Here is a 21,623-nt window from a genome sequence, read left to right as displayed (position 1 = left end):
ATTTTTTGGCAAGAGCTGGCAAACCGCTAATGCTCTCCTGTCGCCGTCTGCTCTGGTAGCAACGAACGTATTCCCGCCCGCATCAGCCTATACAGTAATAGCAATAATAACCCCGGCATTAAAATCAGCTCGAAAATATTTACTGTTGCAAAATGCAACACATACTGCCACAGCGTTCTGGCATGGTCGTGGCTGTGTTTGGCGCTGGCTTTTTCTAGCCAATGTAAGCTGTTTTCGGCGCGATCTTTGAGGTCTTTACTTGGCGCTGTGATAAGCAGTTGTTGGTGCATATCATGCAATGCTTGATGATGCTGCGCGCGCGTGCTGCTGGTGAGCTCATGACCAAGCCATGAGGTCAAATGAATGCTGTAGGGAAGTAGGAGGTGGCAAGTAACAAATAACCCCACGACAAACAGCATGAGCTTTTTCCATAGTTGGGTCAGTAACAGCGATTTGGCAAAGATAAATAAGATACCAAAGCCGAGCACTAGCACGTAGCTGATAACAAACAACTTTGGCGCCAGCCAACTAGCTGCGTTATCGAGCAGTTGTAACAGTGCAATTGCAACGCTGGAGGAAGTGACCACTTCGAGCGCTTTTTCGAGTAGGTGACTCAGTGCCGCCAAAACTTTGCCGATATCGACGGTAAAATCAACAAAAAATGACACCCCAACTTGGGAGCTTTGTGCTACTTGGAGCATGGCGTTCATTTCACCAAGTAAGACCAAGTCTGTGGTTGCTTGTGTTGCAAGGTTTTGTAAATAGAGCTGATTTTGCTGGTGGAGTGCCGGCGTACTTAGGCTGGCACGCCACTCGGCGCAAAATTCACTAAAATAGGCAAAACCAACTACCACCAACAGCACCAAGGTCAGCAGTTGCGAGCGCGCAATCCGCGCGACCCATGATTGAAATGACATTTATTGCTCCTTCTCAGTGATTGCACAGCGTAAACTGGCTAGCGCTTCAGGTGTGCCCTTAAAGACATTGAGATCTACAAGCTGAGAAATGCCAGTGATTTGGCCTTTCTCACTGTACTGCCATAACTGCCAGTTATCTCTACTTGCGGGTAGGGTCGGCTGAACTGCGTAATCGGCGAGCCAGAAAGGATAATGGTTAAACTGGGTGCCCAAATAGCGCTGCCAAAATGGTCCGTTGCTATAAATCATCGGCCGACAACCTAGCGCTTGTTCAACTTCATCTAGCCAGACTTGTAATTTGGTTTGGATCTCATCTGCGGCAACACCCTGAGTAACCTCGATATCGACGACTGGCACCAGCGGTAACGCTTGTCCTTGCACGTAGCTAAGATAGTGTGCGGCTTGTTGTTTGGGGTCATCTTTGGGTTCAAAAAAATGATAGGCGCCATACAATAGCGGCGTGTCTTTGAGTTGGCTTAAATTAGCTTTAAATTGCGGGTCCAGATAGGTTATACCGTCCGTTGCTTTGAGATAAACAAAGTGTAACGGCTGGCTGGCAATTTGCTGCCAATCTGGCGTGCCTTGATAATGAGAGACGTCAATACCATGGACGGTTTGTTCTGTCTGTGGCAAAGGCACGGTAGGGACTGCGCTATGATGAATTAATGTGGGACGAAATAGGCACAAACATATCAGAGCTATAACTAACAGCGCGTACTGCCAGAACCTGAACTGGTGATCGGATAGTCCTTTCATTTCTCATGTTAATTTAGTGTTATTTTCTCCAGTTTAGCTGCTTTTTTACTAAAATGTCGTGATAAATTTTATGGTTGTTCTCAACTTGGTGTAGCGCGTTTATTCTCAAGTCAGATATCTGGTTAGCGCAATCAGAAACGTCGAGGGACGCCATCATTTTTGCCCGTTAGTTAGATAGCGACCAGGCGAGGTACCAAACACCTTTTTAAATGCACTGTTAAACGCTGCACTGGAGGCAAAACCGAGCTGCTCAGCTATCCGCTGTTGCGATTGTCCTTCGGTTAATAATTCGACAGCGCGGAGCGCTCTCAAGTTTTGTTTCCACAGTCGAAAACTCATGGTGAAGCTTTGATGAAACAAACGATTGAGGGTACGGCTGGAGGCGCCGACGATTTCGGCCCATTGCTCAAGTGTTTTGGTGCATCCGGGATGAGCGTGCAGCTCGCTGATTATCAAAGCTAAACGCGGATCTTGTGGTTTCGGAATAAAGAAATGACTGCTTGGTGCTTGTTGCAAGCGGTCAATAAACACATCCACAAAGCGTAATGTGCTGGGAGTGAGGGCATAATCTTCAGGCCAGCGGCAAATCTCTAAAATCATTTCTCGTAGCAAAGCATCAACATGCAGTAATTTGGTGTTCTCTCCAAGCTGCGTTTGATATGACAAATCAATGTAGACACTGCGAAAATCACCGCCATAACGGCAATAACTTTCATGCCAAACCCCCGCGGGGAGCCAAAGCGCTTGTTGTGGCGGGACGACAAAAGTCCCTGCATCTGTCACCATAGTGAGTACGCCATTGCTGCAATAAGCCAATTGCCCCCACGGGTGCTGGTGCGGTTTGACATGGTCCCACGCGTGCATCGTCGACGCACGCGGATAAACTGGACGATTGAGGGTGGATTTTAAAAACCTCGAAGCATTACTGTGCCATAGGCGGCTTGTCTGATTTGAGAAATTTATTGTCATATTTGACTATATTGGTCACGCTAAAATGAGCGTACACTAAGTAATCAAATGACTCAATGTGCTTAGGATGTACTTATGACTGAACCTCAAGGCAAGGAGCCCATATCGGGCGGCAACTCTAGTCCCTATAGTTTTTTAGTGATAGCCACGGTGATCATGGCGGTGACATTTTCCGGTTGGAGTGCGTTACTGAATAACTTTGCGATTGAAGCGGCGAATTTTAACGGTGCGCATATTGGCATGTTGCAATCATTGCGAGAGATCCCAGGGTTTTTAGCTTTTACCGCTATCTTTGTGTTATTGGTGTTGAAAGAGCAAACCTTTGCCCTAGTGAGCTTGTGTGTGTTGTCAATTGGCGTCGCGATAACCGGATTCTTCCCGACCATTTATGGTTTATATGCCACCACAGTGCTGATGTCGATTGGCTTTCACTATTATGAAACGTTAAATCAATCCTTGAGTTTGCAGTGGTTTAGCAAGGACGAGGCGCCAGAAAAACTTGGTAAGCTATTATCGATAAAATCCATCGCCTCATTACTCACCTTTGCGGTTATTTGGCTGTGTTTTACTTGGTTAGATTTAGGTTTTACGTGGACTTATTTGCTGGTGGGAGGAGTCGGGGTGCTGTTAACGTTTTATCTTGCAGTGAGTCACCCGCATTTTCAGCAAGCAACGGTACAGCATAAGAAACTAATTTTACGCAAAGAATACAGTCTGTATTATTTGCTGACGTTTTTCTCTGGTGCGCGACGCCAAATCTTTATGGTATTCGCAGGCTTTTTGATGGTGGAAAAGTTTGGCTTTGATGTGGCGCAGATCACCACCTTGTACATGATAAACCATGTGGTCAATATTTTCGTAGCGCCGAAAATTGGCACTATGATCAGTAAAATTGGTGAGCAAAAAGCGCTTAGCATTGAGTATGTTGGGTTGTTTTTTGTGTTTATTGGTTACGCGATTGTTGAATCACCACAAATCGCCGCTGGGCTGTATGTGATTGACCATGTGTTTTTTGCTATGGCGATTGCAATGAAAACGTATTTCCAAAAAATTGCTCGCCCAGAAGATATCGCAGCAACAGCTGGGGTGAGTTTTACCATCAACCACATTGCTGCGGTCATTATTCCAGCCAGTTTTGGCATTGTGTGGCTGTATGATCAGTCGCTGGTGTTTTACTTTGGCGCAGGTCTTGCGGTGTGTTCGCTATTGCTCAGTCAGGGGATCGGTTGGCATTTGGCAAAAGTTAAAGCGCGTCAGCTGGCTGAGGCAGCCACCCCACACGCGATGATGTCAAATCTTAAGCCTTAATACTCAGCCTGCTATTACGATGGAAGTAATAGCAGGCTGTTCACTTTCTTACTCACACAAGCGGTTGAGACCGTTGAGTGCCGCCACGCGATAGGCTTCGGCCATGGTTGGGTAATTAAAGGTAGTATTCACAAAGTATTCTACGTTATTGCCACCGTTTTTCTGCTCCATAATGGCTTGACCGATGTGAATGATCTCTGAGGCGCGTTCGCCAAAACAATGCACGCCGAGAATTTCCTTGGTTTCAGCGTGGAAGAGAATTTTCAGGCTGCCTACTTCAGTACCAGTAATTTGCGCGCGTGCCAGATGCTTAAACTGTGCACGGCCTACTTCATAAGGGATTTTGGCCGCAGTGAGCTGCTGCTCAGTTTTACCAACTGAACTCATTTCTGGAATGGTATAGATGCCGGTTGGAATGTCGATGATCAGTTTCTCATCACAGGCACCGCGTAAAATGGCATCGGCTGCTATCCTGCCTTGGTCGAAAGCTGCGCTGGCAAGGCTTGGATAACCAATCACATCACCCACGGCATAGACGTTATCAACGTCAGTTTGGTAGTTCTGATTGACTTTTAATTGCCCGCGGCCATCGGCTTTGAGGCCAACAGCAGCAAGATTGAGGTCGTCGGTGTTGCCGGTGCGACCATTGGCAAACAGCAAACAATCGGCTTTGACTTTTTTCCCAGAACGCAAATGTAAAATAACGCAGTCGTCGCGGGTTTCAACATGGTCGAATTCTTCGTTGTGACGAATAACAATCCCGCTATTCCAGAAGTGGTAGCTGAGCGCATCGGAAATTTCATCGTCCATAAAAGCCAGCAGACGCTCTCGGGTGTTGATAAGATCGACCTTGGCACCAAGCCCTTTAAAAATCGAGGCGTATTCACAGCCAATAACACCCGCACCATAGATCATGACGCGTTGAGGGTCATCTTTGAGGCTTAAAATAGTATCGCTATCAAATACTCGCGGGTGACTAAAATCAATTTCTTTTGGGCGATAAGGGCGTGAACCCGTTGCAATCACTATGATAGGGGCGGTTAGCAGTTCAAATGTACCATCTTGGTGTGTCACCTTTACCGTATAGCGGTCGACAAAGCTGGCGTGACCTTGAAATAGCTCGATACGGTTACGTTCGTAAAAACTACTACGTAAGTTAGCTTGCTTACCAATCACATCACTGGCGTGATGGAGAATGTCTGAAAAGCGCATGCGATGAGAGCGTTCGCTAAAACGGTAGAGCGGATTGGCTTTAAATTCGATTAGGCGGCTCACTGAATGGCGGAGCGCTTTGGAAGGAATGGTGCCCCAGTGCACACAACCACCACCGACCGCCTGTTGACGTTCAATCACCGCCACTTTTTTATGGCGTTTTGACAGATTCATGGCCGCGCCTTCACCACCGGGACCGGTGCCGATAATGATGGCGTCAAATTGGAATTCAGGTGTTTTGATGTTGCTCTTTGGCTCAGTTGCCGACGTAGGTTTTGCCACAGCCTCTCCTTACTTCTTTAAGAGGCTGTGACGCTATCGCTATTAGATAGGCGCTTTTAACAGCCTCGCATTTAATGCCAGCCATGCTTGCTTTTGTGTTTGCCAAGCTTTTTCCAGCTCATGATATTGGTGGACTAAAGCGTGTTTATCACACTGTGCGAGCATTGCATCTTTCTTCGCTTCCAGCAGCTGCTTCTGCACGGCACAGAAGTGTTGGAGCTTTTTCAGAAGCATTTCATACTCTTGTTGTAACAATGTAAGCTTATCTTGGGCCAAAGGCAATTTTGCTAGCTTAACTTGGGTTTTATTCAACAAAGTTTCGGCTTTGGCGCGTTCAATGCGCTCAACTGGGGTACGTTTTAATTTACTTGCAAGGCCCAACGCAGCCATAGTGCGGATCATCCACTTAGTTGGGTCATAGTGATACCACTTAATGCCATTGCGGTAATCACTGGCAAAAATGTGATGAAAATTATGATACCCCTCACCATAGGTGAATAGCGCTAAAAAGCCATTGTCACGCGCGGTGTTTTTCTCGGTATAAGGACGAGAGCCCCAAATATGTGCTAGTGAATTAATAAAGAAGGTAAAGTGTTGGCTCAGTACCAGACGTAGTACCCCAGCCAAGATCATCATACCCAGCACATCACCGAATATTAAACCAAGCACTAATGGAATACCTAAATTAGTAAGCCATACGAGTTTCAAGTAATGACGGTGTTGCCACATCACGATAGGGTTGCGCTGTAAATCGCGGGCGTTGCTGTAGTCACCGTAACTGTCGCCCTGATAGTCACGCAGCATCCAACCAATATGACTGTACCAGAAACCTTTTGTCGCAGCATAAGGGTCTTTCACTGGATCATCCACATGACCGTGATGCACTCGGTGATCGCTACTCCAATGCAGCGCACTATTTTGTAATGCAAAAGCGCCGCCGAGGGCAAAAATCATCTGGATCGCAGGATGTGCATCATACGCTTTATGCGCCCACAAACGATGATAGCCCGCGGTAATTGAGAGTCCGGCGTAGAACATACAGGCAACAAAGGCAAGCCAGTGACTTAAGGTAAAGCCATAATTGATGGCATACCAAGGAACGAGCGTTGCGGCAGCGAAAAAGGAAAGGCTGAAAAACAGCACATTGGTCCAAATAATGGGCGGGGTCTTCATGGTTCAGTAAAATCTCAGCGTACACTTGTACGCTAAAATAGTCGTTATCCTCGTGTGAGTCAATAACCAAGCGGAAAAATGCAGGTTCGGCGTTTTGCAATCAGTAACCTTGGACGGAGTTGGGTAACGCTTGTGTGTTGGCACAAGCTCTGATTTAATTTGACCCTTTAAGGCACTGCGTGTTAGCTCAGCTTGCCGTGCAATGAAAGCGCGCCATCAACTAGCGGTGGCGACGCGACAAATGGAGAAACTCGATGTCAGGTATTCGAGCACAACAGAAGCAAAAAACCCGTCAGGCGCTTATCCACGCCGCCTTTAATCAGCTCAGTGCCGACCACAGTTTTTCGAACCTCAGTTTACGTGAGGTAGCGAGAGAAGCGGGGATAGCTCCGACTTCTTTCTATCGTCATTTTAAAGATATGAACGAGCTAGGTTTAACTATGGTTGATGAGGCTGGTTTAACCTTGCGGCAATTGATGCGTCAGGCGCGGCGGCGGATAGCCAGCGGGGGTAGTGTGATCCACACTTCAGTGCACACCTTCATGGAATTTATCGACACATCCAGTAACCAATTCCGTTTATTACTGCGTGAACGTTCGGGCACATCCAAAGCGTTTCGTGCAGCGGTGGCACGCGAAATCCAACACTTTATCTTGGAGCTGGCCCATTATCTTGAAAGTGAAACGCACTGTGATGCTCACCACGCTTATATGCAAGCCGAGGCGATGGTGACCTTAGTGTTTAGTTCCGGGGCAGATGCACTCGATCAAGATGCAGCACAGCGCAAAGAACTCACCGACCGCTTAATTTGGCAGTTACGTTACATTGCCCGCGGGGCAGGTCATTATGGTATCGGCCACTAAACAGTACTAAACCGCAGCAAATGCGGTTTTTTTATAGAAAATGATTTCTGCGACACGGTCAAAGAGAGCTTAAAATCAATGCTCGATTTATGAATGGTTTGAATTTTAAATCCAAAAAGTGTCATTTAATTGGTTTTTTAAGGTTTTTGTTTTGCGTTTTTTGGCGTTCAATTGAAATTTTTATGCTTGATCTTGACTGTGGCTCCGTGTTACAAAATCGCCAATTCATCGTGAGGACTCACTCAATGTTAAAGTTCACTTTACTGTCACTACTGCTCAATCTGATTCTGCTTAAATGCAGAAGCGGGGCGTAGTGTTGCACATTGAGTAATCACTTAATTTACCCCCGCACTTCGCGGGGGTTTTTGTTTTTATAGGCTGAGGAATTGGGTATGCAGGATAAAGTATGGATTTTCGACACCACTTTGCGCGATGGTGAGCAAGCGTTAAAAGCAAGTTTAACGGAAGCCGACAAACTGCAACTCGCGCATGCCATCAGCCGTTTAAATGTGGATGTGATGGAAGTGGGCTTCCCAATTTCTAGCCCTGCTGATTTTCGCGCCGTGCAGCGTATTGCCACAGAAGTGAAAGGGCCGATTATCTGCGGCTTAGCACGTGCGGTGGCAAAAGACATTGAAGCCTGTGGTGAAGCGTTAAAAACCGCGGAGCAACGCCGTATCCATACTTTTATCGCGACCAGCCCATTACATTTACAGCATAAATTGCGCATGAGCTTAGACAGTGCCACCGAAATGGCTATCAAGTCGATTAAATTGGCGCGCCAATATACCGATGATGTTGAGTTCTCGTGCGAAGATGCTGGTCGTACACCTCATGATGACTTGTGTCGCATTGTTGAAGCGGCGATTAATGCTGGCGCTTCAACCATCAACTTACCCGATACGGTCGGCTATGTAACGCCAGATGAATATGCCGCGATGATTTATCATTTGCGCAATAATGTGCCAAATATCGACAAAGCACGGTTGAGTGTGCATTGTCACAATGACTTAGGCTTAGCGGTGGCGAACTCAATTGCGGCGGTGCAAGCGGGCGCGCGTCAAATCGAATGTACCATTAACGGTATTGGTGAACGGGCGGGTAACTGTTCGTTAGAAGAAGTGGCGATGATCATCAAAATGCGCCAAGACCATTTGAAAGTACATACCGGTATTCGCAGTGAAGAGATCTACCGCGCGTCGCGTCAGGTATCGAAAATCTGCAATATGCCAGTACAACCGAACAAAGCCATAGTGGGCGAAAACGCCTTTGCACACAGCTCAGGTATTCACCAAGATGGCGTGTTGAAAGCGCAAAACACCTACGAAATTATGTCGCCAGAAAGCGTTGGCGTACCAAGCAATCAATTGAACATGACCTCACGTTCGGGTCGCCATGTTATTGAGCATCGCCTTGCTGAATTGGGTTATCAAAAGGGCGATTACGACATGGACAGCTTGTATGAAAGCTTCCTAACCCTCGCCGACCAAAAAGGCACAGTTTACGACTATGACCTTGAAGCAATGATTTATTTTAACCAAATCAAAGATAACGACGAGCAATATCAGTTGCAGTTTGTTAATTCCACCTCCAATTCGCAATCGGTGGCCAGTGCAACCATAGGCATGACGATAGGTGGTGTGGCTTATCAAGAAGCTGCCACTGGTAATGGTCCAGTAGAGGCGTCTTTCCTTGCCATTGAGCGTGTCACTGGCATGCAGGTGGACGTGATTGAATATAACTTAGATGCTACAGGCCAAGGGGCAAGTTCACTTGGGCAGGTGGATATTATCGCCAAATACGATGGTAAACAGTATCACGGCGCAGGCTTAGCGGCGGATATCGTTGAAGCATCAGTGCGGGCGTTGATCCGCGTCTACAACTTAATTTATCGGGCACAACAAGTGTCTGACTTAAAACAACAAAGGAAAGCAGGATGAGCCAACAACGTTACCAAATCGCTGTACTCGCTGGCGATGGCATCGGCCCAGAAGTGATGGCTGCTGCAGAGCAAGTATTAGCTGCAGTCAGTGAAAAATTTAATTTTAGTTTGAGTTTAAACCATCAGCTTGTGGGTGGCGCAGCCATTGATGCGCATGGCGAAGCGTTGCCTGCGAAAACCTTGCAAGCTTGTGAAGCGGCAGATGCAATCTTGTTTGGCTCAGTCGGCGGCCCTAAGTGGGAGCATTTGCCACCACAACAGCAGCCTGAGCGTGCTTCTTTGTTGCCATTACGCAAACACTTTGGCTTGTTCTGTAATCTGCGCCCTGCGCAATTATTACCAGCCTTGAGTGCCGCATCGCCATTACGCGCTGACATCAGCGCCAAAGGCTTTGATATTTTATGTGTGCGCGAGCTGACGGGCGGGATTTACTTTGGTGAAAAAGGCCGTGAAGGGCAAGGGGCTGAAGAAGCAGCGTTTGATACCCAGCGTTATTCTCGCGCGGAAATTGAACGGATCGCCCGCTTTGCCTTTGATGCAGCAAGACTTCGCTCAAACCGCGTAACGTCAGTTGATAAAGCTAACGTATTGGCGTCCAGCGTGCTTTGGCGTGAAGTGGTAGTGGAAGTCAGTAAAGATTACCCCGATGTTACTTTGTCGCATATTTATATTGATAACGCGGCGATGCAGCTGGTGAAGCAACCAAGCCAGTTTGATGTATTGCTATGTGACAATCTTTTTGGTGACATTCTGTCTGACGAATGCGCCATGATCACCGGTTCCATGGGCTTGTTGCCATCGGCCAGTGTCAATCAATCGGGTTTTGGTCTGTATGAACCCGCTGGTGGTTCAGCGCCGGATATCGCAGGCAAAGGTATTGCAAACCCGATTGCGCAAATTTTAAGTGCAGCGCTGATGTTACGTTATTCTTTGGGTCAAGATGAGGCGGCGCGTTGTATTGAAAAGGCGGTTGCGGAAGCGGTCGCTGCTGGCGTGGGTACACCAGATATTTACCCACAAGGTGGTTATACCACGATGGATGTTGCGCGCGCGATAGTGCAGCGTATTGCCTAATTTTGGGTGACGTCACCCCCGTATTGTAAGGATGTAGCAAGTGGCACAAACTTTATATGACAAGATCTGGCAAGCGCATGTGGTCACCACTATCAATGCCCAGACTGATTTACTGTATATCGACCGACATTTAGTGCATGAGGTCACGTCACCACAAGCCTTTGCTGGCTTACGCGAGCAAGGCAGAACGGTACGCTGCCCAGATAAAACCTTCGCGACCATGGATCATAACGTTTCGACCAAAAGTCGCTCGTTGGATGCTGCCAGCGAGGTTTCGCGTAATCAATTATTGGCGTTGGCAGAAAACTGCGCCGAGTTTGGCATTCAGCTTTACGATTTAAACTCTATTAATCAAGGTATTGTCCATGTCATGGGCCCTGAGTTAGGCGTGACGCTGCCAGGCACCACCATAGTGTGTGGTGATAGCCATACTTCAACGCACGGTGCGTTTGGCGCTTTGGCGCATGGTATTGGCACCTCGGAAGTGGAGCATGTGCTCGCCACCCAAACCTTGCAACAGAAAAAAGCCAAGTCTTTAAAAATCGAAGTACAAGGTAAATTGCGGGCGACGGTCACCGCCAAAGATTTGATTTTAGCCGTAATCGGCAAGCTAGGCACTGCAGGTGGTACGGGTTACGTGGCGGAGTTCTGTGGTAGCGCGATTGAAGCGCTATCGATGGAAGCGCGCATGACGCTATGCAATATGAGCATTGAAATGGGTGCCAAAGCGGGTTTAATCGCGCCGGATGACATCACCTTTGCTTACTTAGAAGGTCGTCCATTTGCACCAAAAGGTGAAGACTTTGCCAAAGCCGTGAGCTATTGGCGTACCCTGCGCTCCGATGATGACGCAGTGTTTGATCAGGTTGTGACATTACACGCTGATGCCATCCAACCACAAGTGACTTGGGGCACCAGCCCAGAACAAGTGATTGGCATTGATGAGGTAGTCCCAAATCCAGATCTTGAACCTGATTTAATCAAAGCGGATGCGATGCGCAATGCCCTTAAGTATATGGGCTTGGAAGCGGGGCAAAAACTCAGTGACGCCAAAGTCGATACCGTCTTTATCGGCTCTTGTACCAACAGCCGCATTGAAGACTTACGAGCGGCCGCTGACATTGTTAAAGGTAAGCAAGTAGCTCCAGGCGTGGAAGCGTTAGTCGTACCAGGTTCGGGCTTAGTGAAACAACAAGCTGAGCAAGAAGGCCTCGCCGCTATCTTTATCGCGGCCGGGTTTGAATGGCGCGAGCCGGGCTGTTCGATGTGTTTAGCGATGAATGATGACCGTTTAGGGGCGGGCAAACGCTGTGCGTCGACCTCCAACCGCAACTTTGAAGGTCGTCAAGGGCGCGGTGGCCGCACCCACTTAGTCAGTCCTGCTATGGCTGCGGCGGCCGCAATTGCAGGTCACTTTACGGATATTCGAGGAGAAGCAGTATGAGCATCTACCACAGTGGCTTAATGGCCCCGTTGGATAAAAACAATGTGGATACCGATCAGATCATTCCGAAGCAGTTTTTAACCTCAACGAGCCGCGATGGTTTTGACGCCGCCTTGTTTTATGATTGGCGTTATCTTGACAATGGCGAAGCCGATCCCAGTTTTGTGCTCAATTACCCGCAATATCAAGGTGCATCTGTGCTGCTGACACGTGACAATTTCGGTTGTGGCTCGTCCCGCGAACACGCACCATGGGCATTAAAGCAATATGGGTTTACGGTTATCTTGGCAGAGAGCTTTGCTGATATCTTCTTTAATAACTGTGGTAATAACCAAATGTTGTGTGTGGCGCTGCCAGCCGCCACGTTAGATGCGTTATTTGCGGCATGCGAAGCAGAACCTCAAGTACAAGTGCAGGTTGATTTAGAGCAGCAAACCATTAGCTCTAATGCATTTGCAACGCTACATTTTGAGGTGCGAGCGGATATCAAAGCGAGATTACTCAGTGGTTTAGATTTTATTGGTGAAACTGAGCAACTGAATGATGCCATTAGTGCTTATGAAGCCAAATTGGCTACAGAGCGTGCTTGGCAGGAGCCTTGGCGCAGTTAGCTGCGCATTAATCGCAATCTAATACCCAAAAAACCAAAGGCGCTTTACCCTTTGGTTTTTGCTTTTTAGGAACGTAACAATGAAAGCCATTTTCGCCCTAAGCGTACTCTTTGCTAGTGCTAGTGCCATAGCACGCCCTGCGCCACTGGTTTCTATTCCAACTCACGATGCTTTCTTTGGAAGTTTATCGGCTCTGTGTGGTAAAGCCTTTCAAGGTACAGTGGTCGTAGATAACCAAGGCCCGAGCAAGTTTGATTCAGCTAAATTAGTGATGCACGTGCGCCGTTGTAACGAGCGTGAACTGCAAATCCCATTTCATGTTGGTGATGATGCCTCTCGCACTTGGATCATTACCAAAACAGGTAGTGGGTTAAGTTTAAAGCATGATCACCGTCATCAAGACGGCAGCGACGATGTCTCCACTATGTATGGTGGCCACACGCTAGATGCAGGGTTCAATCAAGTCCAATCTTTCCCTGCAGATCAATACTCCAAAGAGCTGTTCGCGCGTTTGGGGATGGCGCAATCGATCACCAATATTTGGCAAATGTACGTATACGACAAAACCTTTAGCTATCGTTTAATTCGCGAAGGTCGCGAGTTTCGGGTCGATTTTGACTTAACTCAGCCTGTCACGCCACCTACTGCACCTTGGGGTTATCAAGACTGAGTTTTTAGCCCTGCCGCTTGAGCTTCAGTTGGCGTTTTAGCTGGCTGTGGCTGCTGCGGTTTTGGTGCATAATCACTCACCGCCTCACAATGCACAGATACGAGTAATGACGGCTGATACGGGCGGATTGTTGATACCAACCGTTCGTAGTCTTGAATGCCAGTGTGAATGGTCAGTACCGGATTTTTGGAACCACATAAGGTTTGCGCATGTCTAAGCAAAAAAGTACTCTGCTGTTGGAAATGCGCATAACTGTCGCTATCTATACTTAATAGAAAACTATTATCTGAATAGCGCGTTTGGCTGTAATGCACTTGGTGATCAAAATCATAGAGGCGTTCAGCAGCGCCTAATGGCACCGGTGTTTGCTGACAACCCACCAGTAACGCAGCACTTAAGGCAATGGCGGGATATACAAGGAATTTCAACATCGCTATCCTTTTAGTTCATCACCCGCATGGTTATAACGGGTTTCCTTAAGCATAGGGTACTAGACTTGGAGTGGAAATGCTTGCGAAGATAAAAAACTGGCTCTGTGCCGACCCTACCTCATCAGGTATCCCAAAACACGATTTTAACCTCGCGCTTGGCGCTTTAATTGTTGAAATCATGCGCGCCGACAACGACTTGCATGACGACGAAAAAGCCATGGCGGTATCATTACTGCGCCATCGATTATCGCTCAGTATCGAAGAAGCCCAAACGCTGCTTGCCGATGCCAATCATAAAGTCGATGCGGCCATTGATTTATATGCTTTTTCTAAAGCCATCAATCAGCAAACCAGCAGCGAAGAGCGCATTGAGATTTTAACTTTACTGTGGCAAATCGCCTTAGCAGACGGCAATGTTGATAGTAATGAAGAACATTTAATCCGCCGAATTGCAGGGCTTCTGTACGTCACCCATGAAGATTTTATTGTCGCTAAATTAAGAGCGCAGAAGGCTTAAAGAGCTTAGTTTGACAAGAGTAATGAGATTTTATTCGTAATATTAAGCTACAAAAATAAGGGCTAAGGTTTAACTTATTGAAAGGGATGAGAATTGAATGGTCGGCATAGCAGGATTTGAACCTGCGACCCCTGACACCCCATGACAGTGCGTTATATATTCCTATCAACCTTTTAAAAACAATAACATAATGTTTTTACGTGGACCCACTTGTGGACCTGTTTGTGCCCTTGGTTAATGTAAGTTAGTGGTTGGTTTAACCATAGAAGAAGTAGCCTAGGCCAGTCAAGGAAAGAAACCTTACTTACGATAAAAGGTTTGTTGCTAAATTCTAACTAGCAGCTTAATCAAACTGATTAGCTCTGCTATAACTTTCTTTTCGAACCGATGTAATGAGCTGTAATGGCAATTTGCTCAATAAACTGTTAAATGTGGACAGGATATTACTCATGTAGATTGAGAAACGCTCGAACTACAGAGTTAGCGCTTTATCCTTAGTAAGGGAGTTATTATGAGTTTTTGGAAAAAGGTAGGGGAACTCGCAGTTAAAGCTGGAGGGGCCATCGTTGATGAAGCTAAGGCTGCTAATGAGAGATGTAAAGAGTATAGAGCTGAGATGCCCTCTAAATCAGACAGTGAACTGGCAAGAATCATGGAAAGAGAAAGAACTAGAACCCCTCTTAGAGCTACTGCAGCATTTCAGGAATTAAAGTCTAGAGGGTATTCACCAGAAGAGATTAAGAACCTTTAATTAAGATTTAAAGTGATGGAAGATAGAGGAAATTAATATGTCAGGCAAAATAAAACTACCACATACATGTCCAAAATGTGGAGTTCAAGCGAATACAGAACGTGAACTTGATCAAATTTTTGGTTATAGAACAATTGGTGGCGGCGTAACCAACCAAAGTCAGTGTAAAAAGTGTAGATAGTATTTAACGGATTATTGGAATAAAAAGTTAGTGTAAATAAGAGCTCTGAAACGTCTACTTCGGAGCTTGAGACAGACATTTAGAATTAGCAAATATGTCATTTTAACGGCTTAAATAAATCCCGTTCAACTCGTCTCCCAGATTTGAAACCTCGGGGTTCGAATTACCCACAGGGGAAACCTCTAGGAAGTACCTAAAGGCTCCTTCAAGGAGGCCTCTAGGCTTTGAGAGTTAGTTGAAGCAGCTCAGAATTCCATATCTTCCATATCGTCGAAGTCTAATCCCCGTAGTTCGGTTATAAACTCATCTGTCATTTCTAAGGGGTCTAATTCGAATATGGTGGCCTGCTCAACGGTCGTCTCTAGGGTTTCAGTGTTTGTTTGTTGATGTTGGGCATGTTGCCTTGCTTCAGCGGCTAACTGTGAAAACATTTGGGCTTTAATCGTGTTATCCATACTGCTCAAGTCTTTGCGGATTTCATTAGCGACTAAACTGGCCTCAGTAAGTCTTTTCTCTAGGGCGGCTTCTTTTTGTTCTATGAGTTTGTCTAGGCCATTCTCGCACGCATCCCGACAGGCACTTAATGTTGGCTTGGTGGGGTAGCCTTTGTCGTCGAAGCGGGCCACAAGTAAGCCCTGAAGAATCTCATGGGTAAACTTTACAAGCTTCGGCATATAGCTTTCATAAGGTTCTCCCTCAAGGTTTAACGTTTCGCGGACCCAAGTAGCTAAGCTGCGGTAGTTTCCAAAAGCCGATTTACTTAAGGTTCCTGCATATTTCGTTTCTAATTGTGAAAGGCTTAAATCAAAAAGGTGGCCGTGTAGCATCATACGGAATATTTGGGCTCGCTTTTGGGTTAGCGTTAAGGGAATCGGGTGGTTATCGTTTAAATCTAAGTTTAAGGTCATTAGTTCAGCCATAGATGAAGCATTAACTATCTCTATGGGCACTCTAAGGTCAAGGCCAAAAGCGGAACCAAGGGCGTCATAGCGAATATATCCATCCACCAGCACATATTGTTTGTCTTTAATTTTCGTAGCATAGCCTTTAGGTAAATCTTTAGGCAGGGAAGCTACAACCAAAGGGGGGATAGTCGAACTAAGAGCTATTCCTTGGGATGTGTCTTTAATATTGTTGTTTGCACTGGTGACTAGGGAAGCTATTCGCTCCTCCCTAAAGTTAATCAATGCTCTCCTTTCGGCAATACTGCGACTTGCAGTGAAGTCCCTAGAATTAATCTCGGGTAACAAAAGCAGGTCTTTTAGGGCGACCTTGCGAGCTCTTCCCATGGTTTCTCCTTCAGTAAATAAAAAAATAAACCTGAAGGTGGTTGTTTGGGTTTAATCCTTATTTTTCAAGGCTCTAAGGTTGATTTTGTTGTCTTTAGGGGGTCCTAGAGATTCATTTACGACAATAGACGCTGATGATTGCTACCTTATCTCTGAGTGGACGTTAGGGTTTAGGTGTCATCGTTCCGGTTGTGGTTTTAATTAATGTCAATATTGTTGTCTATAGGTTCTAAAGCTTTTGTCCAGTAGACGCAAAGGTATACGTTGATGTACGCGTGCAACTGACCCTAGAAAGTTAGTGAAGCCATAAGGAGCAGCTAAATTGGGCTTGACCTAATTTGATAGAGTAAGGAAGGGTGAAAACCCTCTGTGCCCACCCGCAATGTGATTGTTATATTTTTTTCCTTTTTAGCCATCGATATAGCGCGTTCAAATTTATACCAAAGCCCATAATGTTGGGCTTTAGTTCAACAATATCTAGAGATGAATCGGAAGACTGAATATCAGATAACCATGTCCGTCCAAGCAAGGTGATTTTTACATTGAAGTAAGTTGGCGGAGTGCTTATAGGTCTACTAACAACGGATTCAATATATTGTAGGTTTAAAAGATCCTCTATAACTGAAAAGTTATAGTCAGTTGTCTGGTCGATTTTTATCGGCTCATTTAAAGCTGCTAATTTCTTTAAGGTTTTTATATGTTCTTCCATTACTACCTCTCACTCTTGCTCAGAGCGCCACTTGATAAAAGTTACCAGTTACAGGTTTCTCGTAGGGGGATGATGGCATTTTCCAAGCCAGAGGTATCAAATATTGCTGTTACTGGGCTTTCATTATAAGGCGTTACTTGAGCCACCAATTTAGAAGAGGTTAGCATCTCTTTTAAAAAGGGTATTGGGGCATTATGAAAAGTTGCCTTTTTATCACTAGACATAGACCATCTTTGCGTAACGGCCTTATTATCACCAACTCGAGTAAGGACATCAGATTCGCGTCCAAGGTAGTTATTCCAGCCTATGTAGAGATCAGTTGTTTTGCTTTTGCAACGAGCAACTAAATAAACAGGCTTACCCCATCTGTTTTTCCCAGAGTCTGCATGTAAGATCAGGCTAACAGTTTTAGAGTCATCAATCGGATTTACATCTATAGAAACATCCCATTTTCCTTTCCCTTCTATCGATGTCGGTTGAGATTGTTGACCGTTTAGGCGTTTATGTTTAGCTAAGTTATCGAAGCACTCTAAACGTGACAAGTCACCCTCAATTACCGCGCATTTAGCATACTCCTTATCATCTATTGCTGCATAAGAGCCCATAGAAACACTGAATACTGTTGCTGCTAGCATAATTCTTTTTAACATACTTTTATTTCTCCTTTTGATGTTCAACAAGCGTTAATCAACGAGCGATGAAGCATTTGCTCTACCTTAAATTATCTCGTTTTCACACATTGCATACTTTTACCATTTATCAGAATTACTTTCTACTGCGTTGTTTTATATTGACTTTGTGTCTATTTTGTAGACTTTTAAGCAGAAAGTTCGATGTTTGCAAAAACATACCTATAGAAATCATCATTCAGGATCTGCGTCATCCCCAATGCTAGGTAATTTGAGCCTAACATTAGACTGGCTGTTGTCGTTAAGTTTTCTATGTCGCAATTTAGACGATTTTAGTGCAAGGGTGTTTGATAAGATCCCATTTGGCCCATATTGTTCAAATACATTTTCAAGGCTGGTGGAATGTTTTGCTATAAACTGCTCAAAGTAGTTCAATAGATCCTTATCAATTTTCAGCTTTTCCAGTTCGGCATTTGGAAACCAAGGTTTTAATACTTCTGCTTGGTCGAGCTTATCAATATAAGGCCATATCTTTTCGGTCCCTTGATACTTGCTATAAAGGCCGTAAGTTAACGACAGGCGCTTGTGGCCTGCTACTTGAACCGCTAATTCTTCAGGGCAGCCTACTTCCTCTAATGCAGTTGAAAAGTGGGCTCTAAAGCTATGAATACTGACCTTAAAGCCTTCAATCTTTTCGAAGCCAGACGTTATCCTACTGATCCTTGAGGACAGGGAATTAAGCTGTTGGTCTGTTTTAATCTCAGGAAACAAGTAGGTTTGGCCTTTTGAGCGCTCTAAAGCTTCTTCAATTATTGGTTGGACAGCTCTGTTGATAGGGACTATACGTTGTGCATTCTTAGTCTTGCCATTAGTTACTTGAAGGAATAGGCGATTATCCATAGTTACTACAGCATCTCGTCGGGCTCTGGCAAATTCTGCTAATCGACAGCCTAAAAACGGTAGCACTCGCACTAATGCGTAGGTTACAAAAGCGTATTCCCATTGGCGTTCTTTAGAAGTTTGCTCTAAGAGTATTTTTACTTCATCAGGCGAGAACAACCTAAAGTGTTCAGGGGCAGAACGCTTTAGCGGTGGCTCAACCTTAGTGTTTTTCCAAGGGTTATTCCCTTCAAATATTTCTCGGCTAATACCCCAACGCCACACTTCGGAAAGCTTCGTTCTATAGTGGGTAACGGTAGAAGGGGACCTGCCAGTATCTAGTAAGTAGTCTAAGAAGCGCTGTGCTGTGCCTGTAGTAATAGCTTCAGGTAAATCATCCTGTTTAAGGTACTGAACAAATATCTTTGAATAGCTTGTTACGGAATCAACGTACTTCTTAGGCTTCTTGTCTTTATTCTGCTTTACCCATGCTTCAGCTAGCTCTGTTATCGTATAGCGGTACTGTTCAGGTACTCGCTTTAGGGTCGCAGCGTAAAACGCTTTCTTATAAGTCTCATCATTTGGAATTGGGGACCAATCATCGGGGTCGATGTAGTCAAGGGTATTTGTACCATCAGGGCCAGTAGGGTCCCTTTCTTCTTCTAGGTATAATCCTAGGATTTCTCGGTAGATGGTGTGAAAGCGCTCTTTACTTAGTCTTCTGGAACGCGCTTCTTCAACACTCAAATCTATATTGGCGCTTATGGCATCGCGTTTAATCCGCGCTTGGGTGATACTTTTGGTTTCCAAAGAGACGCAAAAATAGTCTTTTTTACAGTGTTTTTTGAGTATATCGGGAACTCTGCGTCTGAAAAGCCACACGCCTGTAGGTGAACGTTTTAAGTATTTTCTCTCCATTTCAAACCCTCAAAAGCGGGCCCAAATGTGGACCTGTCTGTGGACCTGTAGTTTAAGGAAGAAAGAATATAATCGGCTCGAAAAGCCTTATGCTATAAAGGGTAAGGATTTGGTCGGCATAGCAGGATTTGAACCTGCGACCCCTGACACCCCATGACAGTGCGCTACCAGGCTGCGCTATATGCCGACATCGGGCATTACTATACGGAGATTTTTCTAAAAGGCAACCGCTTAAGTATTGATTGCACACTAATTAAGCGGTTGTTGAGGCGAGCTGGTTGATGTAACCCGCGCGGGCAAATTAATGCCAAATACCTTTTGGTAAGGTTTTGCGTAAATGCGGGTGTTGGCTTGGGTCAAAGCTTGGAGTTTTACCCGCTTTCAATTGGCGCTGATAATCTTTGGTGAGCCAAATAACTACGCCAGAAAGCATAAATAAAGCGACCACGTTAATGATAGCCATTAAGCCCATCGAAATATCGGCGAGTGTCCACACTAAACCAAGCTCACTTAACGAACCCCACATCACCATAGCTAATACGGTTAAACGGAATAACAGCATGCCTTTTTCGTGGTTGTGTTCGAGGAATAGCAAGTTGGTCTCGGCGTATGAATAGTTAGCCACTATCGAAGTAAAGGCGAAGAACAAAATGGCGATGGCAACAAACGTGGCACCCCATTCGCCCACGTGGCTCACCAATGCGGCTTGCGTTAAGGCTATGCCCGTCAGCTCAGAGCCTGGTACTAAGGTATCTGAAAGCAGAATAATCGCCGCGGTGGCCGAGCAAATTACAATAGTATCAATAAACACCCCTAGCATTTGTACATAACCTTGCGAAGCAGGGTGGTTTGGGTTTGGTGTTGCCGTGGCTGCGGCGTTAGCTGCGCTACCCATACCGGCCTCATTTGAGAATAAGCCGCGCTTAATCCCTTGGATCATCGCCTGCATGACGGCATACCCAATCGCTCCGGCACCAGCTTGCTCGATTCCGAATGCACTATTGATGATTTTCATAAAGACGCTTGGTAACAGCTCAACGTGTAAGGCACACACATATAAAGCTAAGACCAAGTAAGCTAACGCCATAAAAGGTACAACTAATTCAGCAAAGCGAGCGATGGTTTTAAGGCCACCAAAGATAATAAAAGCGGAGCCAATGACGAGGGCGATACCCATATAGAGTTTTGGAATGTCAAAAGCCACTTCAAATGCAGCGGTAATACTGTTGGCCTGTACGGCATTAAAGACCAAACCGAAAGCCAAGATTAAGCATAAAGAAAACGCCACACCCATCCAGCGTTTACCCAGACCCAACTCCATATAATAAGCAGGGCCACCACGGAAGTTACCTTCGTCGTCCTTGGTCTTATATGCTTGCGCTAAGGTACTTTCGGCAAAACTGGTCGCCATGCCAATTAAAGCGATTAACCACATCCAGAAAATAGCGCCGGGACCACCAAGATAGAGTGCAACAGCAACGCCCGCCATATTGCCGGTGCCAACACGTGCCGCTAAAGAAGTACAAAATGCTTGGAAGGAAGAAATTCCGTCATCGGCACCTTGACGACTGTTGAGCATGACCTTCCACATATAAGGAAATTGGCGGAACTGGATAAAGCCAAGACGGATGGTAAAGTACGTACCTGCGGCAATAAGCAGATAAATCAGGATATGGCCCCATAATAAGCCGCTGATCTGATCAAAGATGGCGTTCATAAACGATACCTATATAGAACGGGTTACAACAAAGTCGCACAATCTACCACATGCATGCACAGATGTAGAGTTTATGAGCATCACAGAATGAGTTATCCACAGTGAAATGTGGGTATCTTGAGGTTAACTTGTGTGATTCCATGTATTTGAAAAAAGGTGCGATTTTTATGAAAAAAGCGCTTGCGCAATTTTTTCTACTCCCTATAATGCGACCCCACTGAGACGAACAACGGCGCTGCAAAGCAAAGTAAGAAGTTGGAAGTTGAAGGTTGAGTCGAGTAAAACTTGATAGCGAGCTTCGAAAGAAAATCAAAACTAAGTGTTGACAATAAAACTGGATGACGTAAGATGCGCATCCCTACCGCGAAACGAATCGCGGCG

The 21,623-nt window shown here is 45.7% G+C and carries 20 protein-coding genes and 1 tRNA gene; 9 read left to right on the top strand and 12 right to left on the bottom strand.

Translation table 11 applies throughout. The annotated features are described in order from the left end of the window. Positions 1-26 precede the first annotated feature (26 nt). The 3 genes from ACFOEE_RS12485 to ACFOEE_RS12475 all read right to left on the bottom strand — a co-directional run bounded on the left by ACFOEE_RS12485 (position 27) and on the right by ACFOEE_RS12475 (position 2,537). Positions 27-917, bottom strand: coding sequence for a hypothetical protein (locus tag ACFOEE_RS12485; protein WP_377124727.1), 891 nt, complete (start codon positions 915-917; stop codon positions 27-29). Then, positions 918-1,556 (bottom strand): glycoside hydrolase family 25 protein, encoded by a 639-nt coding sequence (locus ACFOEE_RS12480; RefSeq protein WP_377124725.1) that lies wholly within the window; start codon positions 1,554-1,556, stop codon positions 918-920. 270 nt (positions 1,557-1,826) lie between these two features. After that, positions 1,827-2,537: an AraC family transcriptional regulator gene (locus ACFOEE_RS12475; protein ID WP_377124723.1), complete on the bottom strand. Its 711-nt coding sequence runs from the start codon at positions 2,535-2,537 to the stop codon at positions 1,827-1,829. Between the two features lie 180 nt (positions 2,538-2,717). Between ACFOEE_RS12475 and ACFOEE_RS12470 the strand changes: the two genes are divergently transcribed. Then, positions 2,718-3,950 carry an MFS transporter gene (locus ACFOEE_RS12470; RefSeq protein WP_377124721.1) on the top strand — a complete coding sequence of 411 codons (1,233 nt, stop codon included), beginning with the start codon at positions 2,718-2,720 and terminating at the stop codon, positions 3,948-3,950. A 48-nt stretch (positions 3,951-3,998) separates the two neighbouring features. Here ACFOEE_RS12470 and sthA read toward each other — a convergent pair whose 3' ends face one another. Continuing rightward, a complete protein-coding gene (sthA, locus tag ACFOEE_RS12465) occupies positions 3,999-5,444 on the bottom strand; it encodes a Si-specific NAD(P)(+) transhydrogenase (protein ID WP_377124719.1) in 1,446 nt (481 codons plus the stop codon). 42 nt (positions 5,445-5,486) lie between these two features. After that, complete coding sequence (locus tag ACFOEE_RS12460) at positions 5,487-6,617, bottom strand: acyl-CoA desaturase (RefSeq protein WP_377124717.1); 1,131 nt, start codon at positions 6,615-6,617, stop codon at positions 5,487-5,489. 254 nt (positions 6,618-6,871) lie between these two features. Between ACFOEE_RS12460 and fabR the strand changes: the two genes are divergently transcribed. The 6 genes from fabR (at position 6,872) to ACFOEE_RS12430 (ending at position 13,221) form a co-directional block, all read left to right on the top strand. Next, entirely contained in the window at positions 6,872-7,480 is a 609-nt protein-coding gene (fabR, locus tag ACFOEE_RS12455) for an HTH-type transcriptional repressor FabR (RefSeq protein ID WP_377124715.1), read from the top strand. A gap of 392 nt (positions 7,481-7,872) precedes the next feature. Then, positions 7,873-9,420 (top strand): 2-isopropylmalate synthase, encoded by a 1,548-nt coding sequence (leuA, locus tag ACFOEE_RS12450; protein ID WP_377124713.1) that lies wholly within the window; start codon positions 7,873-7,875, stop codon positions 9,418-9,420. Next, positions 9,417-10,496: a 3-isopropylmalate dehydrogenase gene (gene leuB / locus ACFOEE_RS12445; protein ID WP_377124711.1), complete on the top strand. Its 1,080-nt coding sequence runs from the start codon at positions 9,417-9,419 to the stop codon at positions 10,494-10,496. Before leuA ends, leuB begins: the two co-directional genes overlap by 4 nt. 40 nt (positions 10,497-10,536) lie before the next feature. Then, a complete protein-coding gene (gene leuC / locus ACFOEE_RS12440) occupies positions 10,537-11,940 on the top strand; it encodes a 3-isopropylmalate dehydratase large subunit (RefSeq protein WP_377124709.1) in 1,404 nt (467 codons plus the stop codon). Then, the gene (gene leuD / locus ACFOEE_RS12435; RefSeq protein ID WP_377124707.1) at positions 11,937-12,551 is read left to right on the top strand and encodes a 3-isopropylmalate dehydratase small subunit; all 615 of its coding nucleotides are present in this window, start codon (positions 11,937-11,939) and stop codon (positions 12,549-12,551) included. Before leuC ends, leuD begins: the two co-directional genes overlap by 4 nt. Positions 12,552-12,630: 79 nt before the next feature. Next, the gene (locus ACFOEE_RS12430) at positions 12,631-13,221 is read left to right on the top strand and encodes a hypothetical protein (RefSeq protein WP_377124705.1); all 591 of its coding nucleotides are present in this window, start codon (positions 12,631-12,633) and stop codon (positions 13,219-13,221) included. Here ACFOEE_RS12430 and ACFOEE_RS12425 read toward each other — a convergent pair. Next, entirely contained in the window at positions 13,212-13,652 is a 441-nt protein-coding gene (locus tag ACFOEE_RS12425; RefSeq protein ID WP_377124703.1) for a hypothetical protein, read from the bottom strand. The two genes, ACFOEE_RS12430 and ACFOEE_RS12425, sit on opposite strands and share 10 nt — an antisense overlap. Positions 13,653-13,728: 76 nt before the next feature. Here ACFOEE_RS12425 and ACFOEE_RS12420 point away from each other — a divergent pair, with 76 nt between their 5' ends. Continuing rightward, positions 13,729-14,169, top strand: coding sequence for a tellurite resistance TerB family protein (locus tag ACFOEE_RS12420; protein WP_377124701.1), 441 nt, complete (start codon positions 13,729-13,731; stop codon positions 14,167-14,169). A 511-nt stretch (positions 14,170-14,680) separates the two neighbouring features. After that, positions 14,681-14,920 carry a hypothetical protein gene (locus ACFOEE_RS12415; RefSeq protein WP_377124699.1) on the top strand — a complete coding sequence of 80 codons (240 nt, stop codon included), beginning with the start codon at positions 14,681-14,683 and terminating at the stop codon, positions 14,918-14,920. A gap of 426 nt (positions 14,921-15,346) precedes the next feature. Here ACFOEE_RS12415 and ACFOEE_RS12410 read toward each other — a convergent pair whose 3' ends face one another. From ACFOEE_RS12410 to ACFOEE_RS12385, 6 genes are all read right to left on the bottom strand, one after another. Next, a complete protein-coding gene (locus tag ACFOEE_RS12410) occupies positions 15,347-16,390 on the bottom strand; it encodes a hypothetical protein (protein ID WP_377124697.1) in 1,044 nt (347 codons plus the stop codon). A gap of 391 nt (positions 16,391-16,781) precedes the next feature. Beyond that, positions 16,782-17,099 (bottom strand): hypothetical protein, encoded by a 318-nt coding sequence (locus ACFOEE_RS12405; protein WP_377124695.1) that lies wholly within the window; start codon positions 17,097-17,099, stop codon positions 16,782-16,784. 41 nt (positions 17,100-17,140) lie between these two features. Next, positions 17,141-17,749 carry a type VI secretion system-associated protein TagO gene (locus ACFOEE_RS12400; RefSeq protein ID WP_377124693.1) on the bottom strand — a complete coding sequence of 203 codons (609 nt, stop codon included), beginning with the start codon at positions 17,747-17,749 and terminating at the stop codon, positions 17,141-17,143. A gap of 213 nt (positions 17,750-17,962) precedes the next feature. Beyond that, the gene (locus tag ACFOEE_RS12395; RefSeq protein WP_377124691.1) at positions 17,963-19,525 is read right to left on the bottom strand and encodes a tyrosine-type recombinase/integrase; all 1,563 of its coding nucleotides are present in this window, start codon (positions 19,523-19,525) and stop codon (positions 17,963-17,965) included. Between the two features lie 110 nt (positions 19,526-19,635). Beyond that, positions 19,636-19,712, bottom strand: a tRNA-Pro gene (locus ACFOEE_RS12390). A gap of 114 nt (positions 19,713-19,826) precedes the next feature. Next, on the bottom strand, positions 19,827-21,242 hold the full coding sequence (locus tag ACFOEE_RS12385; RefSeq protein WP_377124689.1) for an alanine/glycine:cation symporter family protein: 1,416 nt from the start codon (positions 21,240-21,242) through the stop codon (positions 19,827-19,829). Between the last annotated feature and the right edge of the window lie 381 nt (positions 21,243-21,623).

Origin of the sequence: Pseudoalteromonas fenneropenaei, from assembly GCF_042643375.1 — a bacterium.
Taxonomy (GTDB): domain Bacteria; phylum Pseudomonadota; class Gammaproteobacteria; order Enterobacterales; family Alteromonadaceae; genus Pseudoalteromonas; species Pseudoalteromonas fenneropenaei.
The sequence above is the reverse complement of the archived record's forward strand: the minus strand, read 5'-3'. Positions and strand labels throughout refer to the sequence as shown.